General features: G+C 61.6%; 15 protein-coding genes. 4 read left to right on the top strand and 11 right to left on the bottom strand.

Annotated elements, in window-relative coordinates:
• Positions 1 to 287: 287 nt before the first annotated feature.
• From GRI55_RS12540 to GRI55_RS12525, 4 genes are all read right to left on the bottom strand, one after another.
• Complete coding sequence (locus GRI55_RS12540) at positions 288 to 1,295, bottom strand: hypothetical protein (RefSeq protein WP_160767401.1); 1,008 nt, start codon at positions 1,293 to 1,295, stop codon at positions 288 to 290.
• 266 nt (positions 1,296 to 1,561) lie between these two features.
• Positions 1,562 to 2,059 carry a hypothetical protein gene (locus GRI55_RS12535; RefSeq protein WP_160767400.1) on the bottom strand — a complete coding sequence of 166 codons (498 nt, stop codon included), beginning with the start codon at positions 2,057 to 2,059 and terminating at the stop codon, positions 1,562 to 1,564.
• A 10-nt stretch (positions 2,060 to 2,069) separates the two neighbouring features.
• Positions 2,070 to 3,185, bottom strand: a complete 1,116-nt coding sequence (locus GRI55_RS12530) for an XRE family transcriptional regulator (protein ID WP_160767399.1) — start codon at positions 3,183 to 3,185, stop codon at positions 2,070 to 2,072.
• A gap of 54 nt (positions 3,186 to 3,239) precedes the next feature.
• Complete coding sequence (locus GRI55_RS12525) at positions 3,240 to 3,959, bottom strand: 3'-5' exonuclease family protein (RefSeq protein WP_160767398.1); 720 nt, start codon at positions 3,957 to 3,959, stop codon at positions 3,240 to 3,242.
• A 57-nt stretch (positions 3,960 to 4,016) separates the two neighbouring features.
• Here GRI55_RS12525 and GRI55_RS12520 point away from each other — a divergent pair, with 57 nt between their 5' ends.
• Positions 4,017 to 4,643, top strand: coding sequence for a hypothetical protein (locus tag GRI55_RS12520; protein ID WP_160767397.1), 627 nt, complete (start codon positions 4,017 to 4,019; stop codon positions 4,641 to 4,643).
• 736 nt (positions 4,644 to 5,379) lie between these two features.
• Entirely contained in the window at positions 5,380 to 5,679 is a 300-nt protein-coding gene (locus GRI55_RS12515; RefSeq protein ID WP_160767396.1) for a helix-turn-helix domain-containing protein, read from the top strand.
• A 3-nt stretch (positions 5,680 to 5,682) separates the two neighbouring features.
• On the opposite strand, the gene GRI55_RS12510 is transcribed toward GRI55_RS12515, so the two are convergent.
• From GRI55_RS12510 to GRI55_RS12480, 7 genes are all read right to left on the bottom strand, one after another.
• Positions 5,683 to 6,318: a sensor histidine kinase gene (locus GRI55_RS12510; RefSeq protein WP_160767395.1), complete on the bottom strand. Its 636-nt coding sequence runs from the start codon at positions 6,316 to 6,318 to the stop codon at positions 5,683 to 5,685.
• Positions 6,319 to 6,527: 209 nt separating this feature from the next.
• Positions 6,528 to 8,009 (bottom strand): phospholipase effector Tle1 domain-containing protein, encoded by a 1,482-nt coding sequence (locus tag GRI55_RS12505; protein WP_160767394.1) that lies wholly within the window; start codon positions 8,007 to 8,009, stop codon positions 6,528 to 6,530.
• A 369-nt stretch (positions 8,010 to 8,378) separates the two neighbouring features.
• Positions 8,379 to 10,790 carry a TM0106 family RecB-like putative nuclease gene (locus GRI55_RS12500; RefSeq protein ID WP_160767532.1) on the bottom strand — a complete coding sequence of 804 codons (2,412 nt, stop codon included), beginning with the start codon at positions 10,788 to 10,790 and terminating at the stop codon, positions 8,379 to 8,381.
• Positions 10,791 to 10,984: 194 nt separating this feature from the next.
• Positions 10,985 to 11,392 carry a DUF6527 family protein gene (locus GRI55_RS12495; RefSeq protein WP_160767393.1) on the bottom strand — a complete coding sequence of 136 codons (408 nt, stop codon included), beginning with the start codon at positions 11,390 to 11,392 and terminating at the stop codon, positions 10,985 to 10,987.
• On the bottom strand, positions 11,389 to 12,546 hold the full coding sequence (locus GRI55_RS12490) for a ThiF family adenylyltransferase (protein WP_160767392.1): 1,158 nt from the start codon (positions 12,544 to 12,546) through the stop codon (positions 11,389 to 11,391). The genes GRI55_RS12495 and GRI55_RS12490 overlap by 4 nt, the downstream gene beginning before the upstream one ends.
• Positions 12,521 to 12,769 (bottom strand): multiubiquitin domain-containing protein, encoded by a 249-nt coding sequence (locus GRI55_RS12485; protein ID WP_160767391.1) that lies wholly within the window; start codon positions 12,767 to 12,769, stop codon positions 12,521 to 12,523. Before GRI55_RS12485 ends, GRI55_RS12490 begins: the two co-directional genes overlap by 26 nt.
• A 56-nt stretch (positions 12,770 to 12,825) precedes the next feature.
• A complete protein-coding gene (locus GRI55_RS12480) occupies positions 12,826 to 13,062 on the bottom strand; it encodes a DUF2188 domain-containing protein (protein WP_160767390.1) in 237 nt (78 codons plus the stop codon).
• Positions 13,063 to 13,205: 143 nt separating this feature from the next.
• Between GRI55_RS12480 and GRI55_RS12475 the strand changes: the two genes are divergently transcribed.
• A complete protein-coding gene (locus GRI55_RS12475; protein ID WP_160767389.1) occupies positions 13,206 to 13,520 on the top strand; it encodes a helix-turn-helix domain-containing protein in 315 nt (104 codons plus the stop codon).
• Between the two features lies 1 nt (position 13,521).
• Positions 13,522 to 14,409: an ImmA/IrrE family metallo-endopeptidase gene (locus GRI55_RS12470; protein WP_160767388.1), complete on the top strand. Its 888-nt coding sequence runs from the start codon at positions 13,522 to 13,524 to the stop codon at positions 14,407 to 14,409.
• Positions 14,410 to 14,486 lie beyond the last annotated feature (77 nt).

The raw sequence follows: 14,486 nt of genomic DNA, 5'->3' as shown, positions 1-14,486 counted from the left end.
GCGCGCGAGTTCGCGACCTAAATTGACAAAAACCTTGACCGCCGCGGGCGGATAACGTCCGCTTAGGCAATAAATGCACAAGGGCGCGAGCATAGGGCTCCACGACCGTTGTCTTCTCTGTCGGTTACCCAGCAACGCCAGGTTGGCCCGGCTGCCGGAAAGTCTTCGCTCCGAATAACTAACGACCATCGCCGGTCGTCAGAACCCCACCGTGAGTAAATGATCGTTGCCGCTCCCTTCTGGAAGACACGACTGCGGGCCGCAATAGGGGTGTGCAGGGCTACTTTTCACATTTCCACTTCCGGCATTTCGATACCAATTACAAAGAGTTCGCCCATCCTACTGACTTTCGAAACTCGAGCCTCGAAATTCAGCCCTTCGATTGCCACGAAATCGCCCGAGGGCCGACCCGCGGAGGATGCGAGCAAGGTCTCCGGGATTGCTCCGGAGGTGGTTAGCAACACCCGATCGTGGTCTACCCAGCAGTTCTGGCTTCGCATCGCGAGCGAGCACCCGAGGACCCCTCTTGACCATATGAACCTGCCCGAAGAGAACGGCAGGGAACTGTCGATGACTTCGAAACCGAGACCGTTATCGGCGTCGACCCGCATAATGAGGCTCGTGGGATCCATTCCGACGAGCTCGAGCACCTTCGCGGTGAGAGAACTCATCCTCGTCTGATCGAAGGGCTCTCTGTCATCCTTCATGACCGACACATACGCATCGTGATCCTGCAATACCGAAGTCATGAGTGCGACGAGTGGTTCGACGCGCTCGGCGACTATCCTCGACCGAGCCCTGTCGAGATCGTCTCGCACCGTGACGACCCGAGCATGGAGAAGAAGGCGTCCTCCGTCTCCCTTCACGAAATCGATCCGCTCGAGAGTGGCCTTGGATCTCGTTTGAAACATGGGTTGCAGCTGTTTCCATGTTTCCTCCGCCATCTCGATCAGAGCCTCTTTCTCAGCGATCAACTGGCCGATCGATGCCATTAGGGTCGATCGGATGACACGAACGTCCGGTTCGGAAGTGGTATCGATCGGTATGAGGAGATTGGGGGAGGACAATCGTCGGATGTCTTGATCGAATACGGATATCTCGACGTTCGCGGAACCTTGGACGTGAGACAGTCGGATCGGGAAGGTTGCGTCCAACCCGAGGTCCGCAAGAACTCGTCGAAACGCATGCTCATGGCCCTGCGCTGCCTCCCAATCCGAGCGGCCACTGTCCTGGCAATCGTCGAAGATGATTTTCTCGCCTACGACTGGATCAATATGGGTGCTCGATAAGGCCATGCTGCAGTCCGTTGTGGTGTTGGGCCGGTACTTTATATGATGGAGGATCGGCGCTCCCAAGCTGCCTCGACGCGACGCGGGCTACCGCTTGTAAATGAGAATATTGATCTAGAGCAGCCGACCAGCACGACGCGAGAGCCTGAGCTGTAGCGCATTAGGGTCAGGATGACGCTAGGCCGCCGAGCGCTTTGACGGTCCGCCATCCGAACGATGGAAATGTGTGCCGAGCCGTAACGGCAGTCGCGGGGCGCATCCGATTACGGCAGCTAGATCAATCCCAGCGCGAGGTCCGTCATGAACTTCTCGTGCCACCTTCGTCCGAAATGCTGCCCGGCGCTCCGGGGGAGCTTCAGGCCGATCTCGTGGAGAAGGCCTTCGAGATGGACGATCCGGGCGCCGTGGCCCTGCCGGTGACCCAGCCTCATGCTACCCCCATCGGGACCGCAAAATATCCAGGCATCCTCGCGAGCGAGCGCATGCGTCCACAGATGAAGTTCTCCGTCATGAACCGATGAGCCGCCATAGAGACGAAGTACGAGCACCTCGTCTTCGTCCACCTCGTTCACGGTCAACGATGCACGCAGCGCTCGTTCATCGATTTCGACCTTCCGTTCGCGCAGCTGGTTTCCCGTCTGCGTCTCCTCGATGCATTTCTCGACGGTCTCGAGGTTGTAGCCTCCCGCCAATGCATCCCAGCAACCCGTAAGATGGGCTTCGAGGATGACGTTCGTATCGACGAGAACCGGTTTGTCACGAAGCCGCACGGTAGGTGTTTCAGGCCGCGTCCGCCATAGGTCCGCCCATCGTTGACGGACGCACGACCCCGTGATCATCGAACAGCCGACCCATTGCTTCTATCGTCAGATCGGTGAGCACGGCTGCCCTGCTGACGGAGATCAACCCTCTGGATATTGCCTTAGCCAGACGTTCGGCGAAGGGGCGGCTGAAGAGAGGGGGCAGTGCAGTGGCACGGCGAGCAAGCTTCCGGCGCGAGGAGTTATGCAGGTATTCCGGACAGATGATGCCTGCGTCGATGAGTTCGTATCCGAGGGCCTGAGCAGAAACCCCGAGAACGCCGGCCTTCTCCTTCACCCACTCGTTCACGTCTTCTCCCGGCTCGCCGAGTGCCTCGATGGCCTCCTTCGGCATGAGGAGGCCGGCTGCGAAACGGTCTGCGAGTTGCTCGATGCGCTTCAGTTTCTTGGCTTCGGCATCATTGGCCGCCTCACCGTCCAGCCATTTCGGCGGCATGGTCTTCCATGTCAGGAGGTGGAAGAGTTCATGCGCGAGATCGAAGTTTCTGCGGCCTTCCGGTTCACGCCGGTTGATGAGAGCGACATCTAGGTCCGGAAGGGTGCTCGCGGCGCCGGAAATTCCGGGCAGCGCATCCACCATCAGCACGAGGATGCCCATGCGCTGCTGCATCACGTCAGCCAGTGCTTTACCGGGAGCAATTCCCAGCTCGAGTTGGCGGGCCATCGCACTTCCCGCTGCGGTCGCCTCTTCGAAGGAACTCTTGAATGTCAGGTCGAGGGTATGACGGAGCGCACTTCGATCCTCCCCGAGAGCGCGACCGAATTCGCGGTACGCCCCGATCCATTCCGAGGCTCGCTCCTCGAACTGCCGTAGGTCATCGATCTCGCTATCCGATTGCCTCCAGGAAAACTTCGGCGTCGCCATGGGTATGAACGGGTTGGTGAAGCGCTCCAGAGGGACATCGAAGAATTCGAGTACCGTCATGAGTTCTGGAACCGTGATACGACGCTCATCGGCCTCGATCTGGCCGATCGTCTGCCGGTTCTCAAGCCCGAGAACCTCCCGCAGTCTGTCCTGTGTGACGCCGCTCTTCTCTCTCAACGCACGTATTCGCTCGCCGACTCTGATTTCCATTTTCATTCTCCACTATGCAATATAATCTTGCATTTTCTCCTATGCAAGGCCTTCCTATCGTCGCTGCCGTACCTTCATCGCCCTGAAATGGGCATGGCGAAGAAACTGCTCGAGATGCGGCGCCGCACGCTCGGGGTTTTTGGCGGCGATCATTGCCTCGAGCGAGCGCCAGCCGTTGTACAGAACGTCGTGATCCCGCTCAGCTATGGCGAGTTCGAAAAGCATGAGCAGAAAGGTCGCGACCACATCGGTTTCCGCCTTGCGCGATGGCAGGCCCGGGTCGACGGCATTGGCTGCGACAAGGCGGTGATCGGCTGCGATGCCCAAACCGGCACACGCATCCCGCAACGACGGGAATCGGTCCTTCGCTGCCCTGGTGTGGCGACGCATGAGATCGACGTGATCGGCTTGCTGGAGATATTCGAGTAGGGGCAGATCGAACAACCAGTGGCGGGCCGCTCTTCTGCGTATGACTCCCAGATCATGGCCTGTACCGTTGTACGAGACGAGGATCGAACTCGCTGGATGAGCGCCGACGATCGCGTCGAGGCGGAGAAGCAGATCGTGCTCTTCCTCGCTCTCTCCCGAGACCAGTTCGACATTATCCCAGACATTCTTTCGCAATCGCGCGGTGAGGACCGCGAACGCAGAAAGCTTTTCCAGGCCGATGCGCCACCCTTTGCCGCCGCCGGCAAGCGCACGAGCGGTAGGATCCTGCTTGGTCTCGATATCGAGCACGAGATAGTTGGCTTCTGGGGAAGATGCGTCTTCCATTCTTTTCCTCCATCCTGAAAATCGCTACTTCCGCTGCTCTGCGTCAGGAGATTGAAGATGTTCGCGATCGGCTACGGCGTCCTGGATGCCGCCTTGCGCGTCATCCATGACATCAGGGACGACAAGGCTGGGCTGCTGGCCCGCTATAAGAACTTCCAGCGAAACGGCTTTCCGAGCGGCGTCAATGCCGGCCGAGGCAAGGCCGTGATGTTCGGGATCGACCAGATCCTGCAGCTTCTCTTGGCGTTCGAACTGGTGGAGACTGGCTGTGGTCCTACGAGGATCATTCGGATCGTGCGCACCAACTGGCCCGAACTCAGGCCCGCCTTCGCACAGAGCTGGCTGGTGGCTGCGGGCCAGGCGAACAATACGAGGGGTCGGCCGCAACTGGTCATGGCTCCATCGGCACTGGCCGAGATGAACACCCCGGACAGGCCGGACCTCCCGGTCCGCTCACCATTCGCGGTTTCTAATTACGGCGAAATCGGCGAGTGGCTGTCAGATCCTCGGACCCAGGCGACGAGGGTGGTCGTGGATCCCGCGGCGATCATTCGAGGCTTCCGGGACTTCCTCGCTCAGGCCGATGAGAACATCGCTCAAGCCTTCGACGATGGTTTCCGGGATTGGGCCAGTGACGAAGTCGGCGTGGCGCTCGGTGAACGACGCGCCTCACCGTCTATCTGACCATTGTGCGAGTTGGCGGGCGCATCCCGCTTCGTCGAAGATCTCGTCCCTCCGTTGGCAGTATCGGAGCGCGATATGCTTCATATGATCGAGCCGCGACCTTCGGGAGGGACAGATGGCACGAAATCGTTCGATGGACGCAATCCGCGCGGATGTCGGCCGTGACGACTGGTCCGACAGATCGTACCCGCTTTCCTCCAGAACGAGTAGAAGACAGTCGGCTAGCCGGGCTCCGTTACCGACATCGATCTCATGTAGGCCAGCTCCATCCGGCCCGAAAGTCCTCCGCGTGTAGATCCGCCGCTTCAGGTCTCGCGCCGTTCCCGGAGCGAGGACACGATTACCGGCGCCAGCGGCACGAAGGAGCCAGTCCATCCATGTCCATGCGTCCGATGCGATCGGATGACCAAGGTCGCTCTCTTCAGTCTGGTCTGAAACCATCCCCGAAGCATGCCTGGATTTCCTGAAGATTCTCTGGACGTCGCTTTCCGCGCAAGTCGCAGGTCACCACCGGATCCGAATTCGCCGCGCGGATTTCGCGCCGCTTCCCGCAGGTGGTTGCAGAAGCCTCTCCACCTGAACGCGCATTCATTGGCGCTTGAGCGGCGATGATGACGAACCTGACCAGGCACCGATGCGAGTGGTGCGCAGCATGCGCGGTGAATGCAGATCGTCGTCGTGGCTAACGCGGATTGAGGGGGTTTTGCCGCCACGATGCCGGTGATAGAATTGCAGGATGGCAAAGGCGGACGACACGACCGACGATGATGGACTTGCCCTGTCCTTCGGCAGACGCCTCGCCGAATTGCGGGAGATCGCGGGGATCGATGGCACCGAACTCGGGCGTCGGGTCGGCATGTCGCAGGCTCATGTCTGGCGCCTCGAAGCAGGTCGCGCCGTTCCGAACTTGAGGACGATGGCGAGGATAGCCGTTGCGTTGGACGTGTCGCTCTCAGCGCTCGTAGCGGACGTCGATTGCTCGAGCGTCGAGTTGCGCAACAGAGACTACGTTCGGCACAAGCCGGTCCGGTCGTGACCGTCAGACATCGGGCCGCGGCAGACGTGGCAGTCGCGCGAGAACATGGAAACCGTCCTCGCCACTACTGTAGCTGAAGGCCCCACCACGAGTTCGGCACAGAGCGCGCATGATCCGCAGGCCTCCGCCGCCTTTGCGCCCAATCCCACAAGCCTGGCTCGAATTCTCGCAACGCAGGAGGACGGATCGGCGCGTGAAGCGGATCGAAAGGAGGATCTCGTGGGCCCCCGACCCGTGCTTCATCGCGTTGGTGAGCATTTCGTGTGCAAGATTGAGGATGGTGCGCGCGAGATCCGGCACGACCCGCACGGTAAGTGTGCACGTAGTGAGCGCGATGCCTCCGGGTATCGAACGGCCTTGCTCCATAGCTATGGCGAGATCGCGAAGGCACTCTACGATGTCACATCCGCGCTCTTCTGGGCTGGCGAGAATTCGGCGCACTGCGACGAACCCCTCCAGTCGCTTGATTGCGCTTTCGACGAACGGAAGCGAACCTTCCTCGTGATCTCGGACAGTCAGCTTCAGAGCAGCGAGCGCAGAAGATAGTTCGTTGGCGGTCCGATGCTGTTCGTCCTGAAGCATCAACTCGGCTGCCGCCCGACGTGTGCGTGAGGTCTTTGATGGATTGATTCTGTCCATGGGGCCCTTCCTTACTCACGTATGTAATACTTTAAAGTATTTTGCGCAAGCGGTTTTGTGAGCGGCTTGGAAGCGGCGGTCATCCCACTTATAGAAAGACCATTGACCCCCAGACGGACGCTAGTTCTCCCTAGCTCGGATGGTTTCTGGGGCGCGGGATCCTCGACAAGTGGGATTTCCGGGTGCAGCCAAGGTCGCGCAGTTGGGTTTCATGAGCCTGGGCGGTAGGAAACCTCGGGCGAGAGGATCGCGGCGTCCTTCGGCATGCGAAGCACGTCACCGGGAAAGATGTCGCCCGGATGATCGAGCAGATCACGATTGAGAGCGAATATCTCGTCATGGCGATCCGAATCCTTCAGGATCCGGCGGGCAATGCGCCATAGGCTCTCGCCCGGTGCGACGACGTAGGTCGGTAGATCGGCTTTGCCCAATGGATCGAACAATTGCCTTCCTGCTTCAATACTGCGTTCCAAGGGCGCGAGCGGCGCCGGACGGTAATCCGCTCCGCCGAGAGAAGAACCGGGCAGGAACCAGCGACGCAACGCTGAGGGATGTATATCCTCAGCCTCGACAGGCCCGCTGCGGTCAGCGGTGAGCAGCTGGTCCTTGGCGGCGGAAAGTACCCTACTGGCCGACCTTCGGAGCGAAAAACCCTGCTCGGCCAGCGGCTGCGGCGTATTGGTCAAGGGCGCATCCGCGCGGTAGCGTATGTCGTCGAGTTGCGAACGTCCTCCGAGATCCACCTCGAGCCCCATCTCGATGGCGCCCTTGAGGACCCAATGCAGAGCGGCGTTCGAGAGGCCGCGTTCCGGACCACCGCCCCCGACCGAGCCATGGTCGCCCGCGAACCACTTCTGCTGATAGGGTGCCTCGGTCGAATAAGGGTCGTGCCCCGACGCGACATTCAGTTCGCGAACGTTACGCCAGAGCGTCGGCATGAAGTGGACCCGCCGCTCGTCTATTGCGACCGCGTGCCTGCCGGCCTCGACGAGATCGGACAGCTGGGTGTCGTGATCGGAGTAGCGTTTGTCTTTACGCCGGTCGAAGGTCGCCGCTATCGCCTTCCAGCCGAGCGACCCGACCGTGTCCCACACGCCGCAATAGCGTACCTTGACCATTTCGGCATCCGTAGAGGGGTCGTCTTGCCGTCGCCAAGCGAGCTCCGCAGCGGAAACGCAGGACGCAGGACAGTGCCTGCGGCGGAATTCGAGCAATTCTTCCGGTTCGTCCGCGTCGCGGTTGGCATGCATACCGTAGAGTTCCCAGGCCCGCCTCAGTTGCGAGGCATCCGCGACCGAGATGATTCCCGCACACTTGATGAATCCGATGAATGTGCGCGCGGTGAAGGCGCCGCGGCTGAAACCGAAGACGAATATCTCGTCGCCGGGGCGATAATTGAAGATGAGGAAGCGATAGGCCTCTTGGACGTTGGCGACGAGGCCCTTCCCGAATGCCCCTCCGCGGAACGTCTCGTCTGACGCCGTGCCTACCCCCTCATCATAGTAGACGATTTGGTCGCGCCCGTCTCGGTCGACGGGCGGCACACTTTCGGCCAGCAACACGACATTCGTAGGGTGCTGACTTGAATCCAGTTTATTCCATGACCCATCGAAGCACAAGACCAAGCGCCGCGTCTGTCGCCGCTCCTCTCCACTTTCGAGGCTTTCCAGTTGCAGTTCGTCCTGGGTCATTCTGTCATGCACCTCCTGCGTTTGAGCGGGGACGGCCCCATCGAGCCGCCCCCGCCGAGGATCACTTCTCGCGCACCGTCGTACTCGGGCTGCTCTTCCCGTGCTTGGCGGTCACGAAGCGGCCGCTGATAGCGCTGCGATATGCGCCGCCGGTGCTTCCACTCTTGCCTGCGGCCTCGCGCACGGTCGTGCTGAGGCTCGCCTTTCCATGCTTTGCTGGTGACGTAGCGACCACTCCCGGCGCTACGGTAACGACTTCCTGCCATGATCTTGCTCCTTCACGTGCTTCCGGCGGGCGGACCGATTCGCCTGCCATTGCCCTTGTCGCACGCGAGGGTGTCGGAACATGTCACCCTCGAAGCGAGCCGATCAACGCTCGCCGTGTTCTTCGAGAAGGCATAGGGTGTTGACCAACTTCATCTGCTCGACTGTACTGACCGGCGTGTCTAGCAGCGAGGGGCTCATGATCACGCGCGCGGCGACCTTCGCGCGCGACACGGCCACGTTGATCCGGTTGAGCGAGAATAGAAACTCCACGCCACGAGGTATCTCCTCCCCGTCCGACGTCGTCATGGATACGATGCACACGGGTGCCTCCTGCCCCTGGAAGAGATCCACCGTGCCGACCTTGACGTCGGAGTCGAGGGCCGATCTCAAGGCGTTGACCTGCGCGTTGAACGGCGCGACCACGATCACGTCCTTCGATCCGATCACGTGCTGCTCGCCGTCTCGATCGACATATCGCGCGCCCAGGACGGATTCGATCTCCGCATGCACGCGCTCGACCTCCTCTGGCGAGACCTGCGAACGGCCCTCGTGGCAGGCTCCCACGACCCGCGCCCCGGCGAGATCCGTCCCGTCAGGTGCGACGAGCGACTGCGCCGAAGCCGCGGCGTCGTTCTCGAGCCGTCCTTCGTAGACCGCTCGCGAGATGAAGGCGCATAAGTCGTCGTGCAGTCGCCGCGTGGTCGGTAGGAAGATCCCCCTGTCGGCAGGGACCGTGCGGTGCTCGCCGATTAGGTATTCCAGGCTGGAGAGACCGCTCTCGCCAGGATGGGCGCCTTGTATCGGTTGCGGAAGCTGCATGGGATCGCCGACCAGCACGATGTTGCGGGCCACTCGCGACATGGCCATCACGTTGGCGAGCGACACCTGCCCTGCCTCGTCGATTACCAGGTGGTCGAACGCCGCATCGTCGTATCGGGCGAAATGCCATGACGTCGCCCCGACCACATCGGCCGCGGCGATCTCGGGCGCCTCGTTGTCGCTCACGACCTGCACCGCGGGGTGGTCGCCGGCGTCCGAGGGGTCCGAGACCTTCTGCGCGATACGGCACTCGACGCCCTGATCCCCAGCCTCCTCCGCCACCCCCTTCAGCAGGTTGCCGATGGCACGGTGGCTATTGGACGATACCGCCACGCGGCGTCCTGTCCTCACCAGTGCGACGATCGCCTTGGCCGACACGTAGGTCTTGCCCGTGCCGGGAGGTCCCTGGATCGCGAGGACCGTGTCCCGCATCGCGCCGATGGCCTCGACGGCTCCTTCGACCAGTTCCCTGCCTTCCGCGACGATCGCGACCCCCGGTTCGACGCAGTCGATGCGGGGATGCGCCTTGGTGAGAAGATCGACGATGGCGGAGGCGCGAGGGTCGGCCGCTATGATGCGCTCGGTCGTCGAGGCCATCGCCTTGCGGACGATCCGGTTGTCGATGGGTCGTGGAGGGAGGAGATCGAGTCTGTCGGGCAGTGGACCCTTGGCCGTCGATCGTCGTAATACGACGGTGCGGGCCTCCTCGTCGAGGGCCACAAGGTTGATGCCTTCGGGCATCGTCGCCGGCTTCACGCACGGCGTCTTGCCGACCCTGAGCTTCGTCTCCTGCTCGGGAAAGCGGTATTCGCGTTGGAACGAGCGCTTGTCCTTGATTGCCGCACCCGTCGCTTCGAGCCCCTGCAGGCATTCCAGGTCGTCCAGCAGATCCTCGCTGTCTTGGGCGAGCCTGTCGAAGATCGCCCAGTAGGCCGGCTTGTCCTCCCTCTGGTGGAAGCGACTGAGATCGAAAAGGAGCGTCGCGACGTTCTCGCCGAGCTTCTCTCCAACCGGCACCAGCCTCTCGCGCAGGGCCTCGTCCTCGTCCTCCTCGGCCTGGACCTTCTCGTCGGCCTTCGGACCCGGAGTGTCGCCGAAGACTGGATAGGGGCCGGCGGGCCGCACTTCCGACACGAGCCAGTCGCGCAGAAGCTTCGTCGATATGCAGTCGGTGCGGTTGTAGTCGCGGATCTCGTCGAGGATTTCCTGTCTTCGGGTCCTGCGCCATTCCTCGTAGGCGACGACGCTGGCGCCGGCGGTCGCGACCTGGTCGTCGCGCTTCGCCATGTAGAAGGCCTCAAGGTCCTTGATGGAGTATCCCTTCTCGGACGCGATCAGGCCGCCTGCCACCACCCTGAAGAGATCGACGAACCGACGTTCGCGTTGGAGCTGGTCCATCGCAGCCTCGCCGGTCCTGTGCTGAGAGGTCAACCGTCGCAGTGCCGCTATCTCGTAGTTGGCGTAGTGGTAAATGTGGGCCCTGGGGTGCGCACGCATGTGCGAGGAGAGGAAGTCGAGGAGGTCGTGGGTGAGCTTCGCCTCCTCCGTTCGGTCGTGCGCCCAGAAGTCCACGAAGTCCCAATCGCCGTCCTTCAGCATCCAGATGCCGTGGAGGTACTCCAGTCCTCCGTCCGGATAGTAGGGATCGCCCTCGATGTCGTAGAAGAGGTCGCCCTCGTCGGGTTCGGGAAGCAGGTCGAAGCCCTTTTCCGCTCTCTTTCAGAGAGCCACCCCCTTTCGTTCTAAAAAAGTCTATACGTGCGGCCGCGTCCGCATTTCAGTCATCCGTCCGCAGTGGGGCGGTACCGGAAAGCAGCCGTACCGCCCTGATGACAAGCGTCGATGGTTCAATGCGGGAGGCTCGACTCCAGCATTCTAATGGGGACAGCTTAATCACCTTCGCCAATGCCGATCCAACGCAGCCAAGCGCGGAGCCGGCTGATGAGGCGCCGCCACCAACCTTCCGGCTGGTCGTAATGCGCCTCACGGCGCAAATCCTCGCTCGCCCGGCTCACCGCGATCTGCTCCGGGCTCCACTGACTGGCCCATGCGACCTCGCCGCGGGTGATCCAGTAATGAGCGTTGCACACGTTCCAGTTCCCCACCGACGGGCTCAATGTGGGGCCGGAAGGATCCACCGATATTGAATAGTCGACCGGACCGATCGGCAGATAGATGACATCACCGCATCCACACGCACAAAGGTGCGCCGAAATTTCATATTCCCGGGACCAGTAGAGCGCGCCCGCCCCGAGCGTTTCGGGCAATTCTTCCACCTCAACGAGCCGGTATCTCATGCTTCACCAATCCAGTTACTGGAGCCGATCGAGACCAGGCTGTGCCAGTAGGCAGCGTCATCAGTATAGAAACCCCGAAGCTGCTTGTAGCGCATGACCGCGATCACCGCATTCAGCGCATTTAGCTCAGCGATCTGCACGAAGGTGCGATAGGCGCCATCTTCGGTCCGGCGATCCAGCGGAACCTCCTTGATGGCCCGCGCCGCCGTCGCCGGGGTGAACAGGGTTGTCCGGACCAAGCCGTCCAGGGAGCCCTCCTCTTTTTCCACGCCCATGCCGACATCGATAAACGTGATGCCGAGGCGGGTGAGCATCTCGCAGATTTCGGCCCGCGCCTCGCCATCGTCGATGCACACGAACGCAAAGGTCGTTTCGGCGAAGAGAGCCTCGTCCCCGGCGCCGATGCGCTTGTTGCGAAAGGTAAGGCCATGACGAAGCGGCTCATATTTTCGCTTCAGCACCTCGGTCTTCAAGTGCCCGAATTGGTCCATCGGGACTCCGCCCGGAAGGCGGAAGCCATTATGAACCTTGAAGGTGTCGAAATCATAGGCGTCGATCGCTGCGACGGGCGTCTTCACGATGAAGTCGAGCACGAAGCCGCCAGTGCCGCCCAAGCCGATGACGGCCACCCTGTCGTTCGCGACCCGCTGGTTCAGGTCGGTGATCTCGGCCCGTGCCGAGAAGGTGTCGCGGACCTTAAAAGGCGAGGTGTCGGGCGGTACATCGTAGGTTGCGCCGGTCCGCGCGGACACGCCGAATTTCTGTTCGGCCGGCGCGGAGATTAGCGACACATAATGCTCGACTAGGAGGCCGTAGGTCGCGAAGCCTTCGGGCGGCTTGTTGGATAGATGGCGCACGTAGGTCGTGTCGCCGATCGGCAGCGAAACCTCGCCGGTCCCCAAGTTCGGGATCGCGCTGCCGTTGGCATAATGCGGGGCCGAGCCGGACCAATACATCTGGTGGTTGACTGGCGGACCTAGGTTCTCCGGGGTCGGCAGATTGAGAGGCGCCGCGAGGCGCCCCTTCTGCAGCGCCCCGGCGGCGTCAAGATAATAGACGTCGTCGACGACCAGATGGGCGCCGATGATCGAAACAGCGTAGTCTCGCTCGACCAGCTGTCTCAGGTCGTCATGACTCTCCAGTACGTTTGACACGGAAGCGCATCCCTTCAACGATCTCGACGGAGCCGTCCTTTGACAGCGTGCCTTGGGCGCGCCCCGAGGCGCCGCGCTCGTAGACGATGCTGTAGGTGGCGTCGGGGAATTGTGCGTGGTCCGGATAGGCCAGCGCGACGACGCGGTCGTATGTGATCTTGCCCTTGGGCTCCTCGAACTTCCGCGAATTGATCGCGATCGTCACCAGCTTCTCTTTGGCCATGATATTCAATTTCCTTCTTGCTTGGCGGCGCACCCGACCGTGGGCGCGCCGCCGGCTTAGTGCTTCATGTCACGGGGCGGATTGGGATCGTTGCCGTAGGAATCGGCGTCCCGGATCCGGCCATCGGGCCGATGGATCACGACCTCGCCGCTCTCACGGATAGCCCGGCCGCGGGCGGCCTCGATCGCATCCGCTTGGGTCCGATGGGTGGTCCCGACCCGGTCGGCGCCCTCGCGGCGGGTGGCCCATTCCCCATTGTGAGGCACGACGTGGATCCGCTTGTCATTGCTCATTTCGTCACTCTCTATAAGGCGGGTTGACCCGCTACAGCTCGTAAGCCTATCTTGACGAACTCGTCATTACTGCGATGGCCCCTCTCCGCGGCGCCCTAGCAGGGTTTATGACGATATCGTCAACTGAACTATACGGAATCGTCATGAATGGGTCAAGCTCGCAGTCTGTGTTTGGGGCGCGCCTCAAAGAAGCGCGCGAACAACAAGGACTTAGCCAGGCAGAATTAGGGGAACGCGCCGGGATGCAGCCATCCGCGATCGCCCATTTCGAGGCGAATCGGCGCAAGCCCTCGTTCGAGAATGTGCGCCGGCTTGCGACGTCCCTCGGGGTGTCTTCGGATTATCTGTTGGGGGTGCAGGCGACGGTGGCATTCAGGAACGAAGAGAAGCTCACTGCTGGCGACAGGGATTATATTCAGGGCCTGATCGATCGGCTTGCGGGAGGAGGGAAGACCTGAGATGGCGGGCAAATTCCGTCTCCTGATGGCGACGCAGACCGGGCAAAAGCGCGCCAGGGACGAGGGGTTTCACTCCTTTCCGGTGGACCCGTTCGCGATCGCGGCGAAGCACGACATCCATATCGAAGAGAAGCCGGCCGGGATGCAGGGTGTCTCCGGTGCGCTGATTTTCGCCGAGCCGCGACCGATCATCATCTATTCCGCTGAGCTGGAGAATGAGGGGTTCGAGCGGTTCAGCGTGGCCCACGAGCTGGGGCACTATTTCCTGCCCGATCATCCCGATCAGATCCTGAAGGCCGGCGGGCAGCATTTCTCGCGAGCCGGATTTACGGAGGGGACCAGCTCGATTGAGCTTGAAGCGGACCATTTCGCCGCCGGATTGCTGATGCCGGCAGGGCTCGTCCGCAGCCACCTCGAACGGCACCAAGTCGGCCTTGAGGGCATCTGCCGGCTGGCGGAGGACGCCCACGTGTCGCTCACCGCGGCCGCGATCAGGGCCGCCGAGTGTGCGTCCTTTCCACTGTGCGTAGTCGTCAGCAACGGTGGGGAGGTTCGCTACGCCTTCTCGTCGGATGCGTTCAAAAGCCTTGGCACACGCATTTTCCTGAGGAAGGGAGACCCTTTGCCCGCCGGGGTGACGGCGGCGTTTAACGCTCGGTCCGGCAATGTGACAGCGGCCCGCCGATCGGCCGGCGAATGCGACCTCAAGGACTGGTTCGACACCGACCGCCACGCCCGCCTGGACGAGGAGGTCATCGGGATTGGCCGCTATGGCTTCACCTTGACTATCCTGTCCTCAGAGGCCTTGGCCGAGCCCGACGACGATGGCGAAGAAGACGAGGAAGCGGTGATCGATCGCTGGACGCCGCGCTTCGCTTACGGTCGCTGACCCAAGGACAGTCGATCCAATGCAACATCAAGATAGCGCCCGATCTGCCTTAAAACAGACAATTAGCTTTCGGCCCC

The sequence above is a fragment of the Qipengyuania citrea genome (genome assembly GCF_009828015.1).
GTDB classification, from domain to species: domain Bacteria; phylum Pseudomonadota; class Alphaproteobacteria; order Sphingomonadales; family Sphingomonadaceae; genus Qipengyuania; species Qipengyuania citrea.
This window is presented reverse-complemented; position numbering and strand designations above follow the sequence as displayed.

Bases quoted from the DNA above. Each gene is read 5' to 3' on its own strand.
- GRI55_RS12540 (WP_160767401.1), bottom strand. From the start codon at position 1,295: ATGGCCTTATCGAGCACCCATATTGATCCAGTCGTAGGCGAGAAAATC.
- GRI55_RS12530 (WP_160767399.1), bottom strand. From the start codon at position 3,185: ATGGAAATCAGAGTCGGCGAGCGAATACGTGCGTTGAGAGAGAAGAGC.
- GRI55_RS12525 (WP_160767398.1), bottom strand. From the start codon at position 3,959: ATGGAAGACGCATCTTCCCCAGAAGCCAACTATCTCGTGCTCGATATC.
- GRI55_RS12520 (WP_160767397.1), top strand. From the start codon at position 4,017: ATGTTCGCGATCGGCTACGGCGTCCTGGATGCCGCCTTGCGCGTCATC.
- GRI55_RS12515 (WP_160767396.1), top strand. From the start codon at position 5,380: ATGGCAAAGGCGGACGACACGACCGACGATGATGGACTTGCCCTGTCC.
- GRI55_RS12510 (WP_160767395.1), bottom strand. From the start codon at position 6,318: ATGGACAGAATCAATCCATCAAAGACCTCACGCACACGTCGGGCGGCA.
- GRI55_RS12505 (WP_160767394.1), bottom strand. From the start codon at position 8,009: ATGACCCAGGACGAACTGCAACTGGAAAGCCTCGAAAGTGGAGAGGAG.
- GRI55_RS12495 (WP_160767393.1), bottom strand. From the start codon at position 11,392: ATGAGATACCGGCTCGTTGAGGTGGAAGAATTGCCCGAAACGCTCGGG.
- GRI55_RS12485 (WP_160767391.1), bottom strand. From the start codon at position 12,769: ATGGCCAAAGAGAAGCTGGTGACGATCGCGATCAATTCGCGGAAGTTC.
- GRI55_RS12480 (WP_160767390.1), bottom strand. From the start codon at position 13,062: ATGAGCAATGACAAGCGGATCCACGTCGTGCCTCACAATGGGGAATGG.
- GRI55_RS12475 (WP_160767389.1), top strand. From the start codon at position 13,206: ATGAATGGGTCAAGCTCGCAGTCTGTGTTTGGGGCGCGCCTCAAAGAA.
- GRI55_RS12470 (WP_160767388.1), top strand. From the start codon at position 13,522: ATGGCGGGCAAATTCCGTCTCCTGATGGCGACGCAGACCGGGCAAAAG.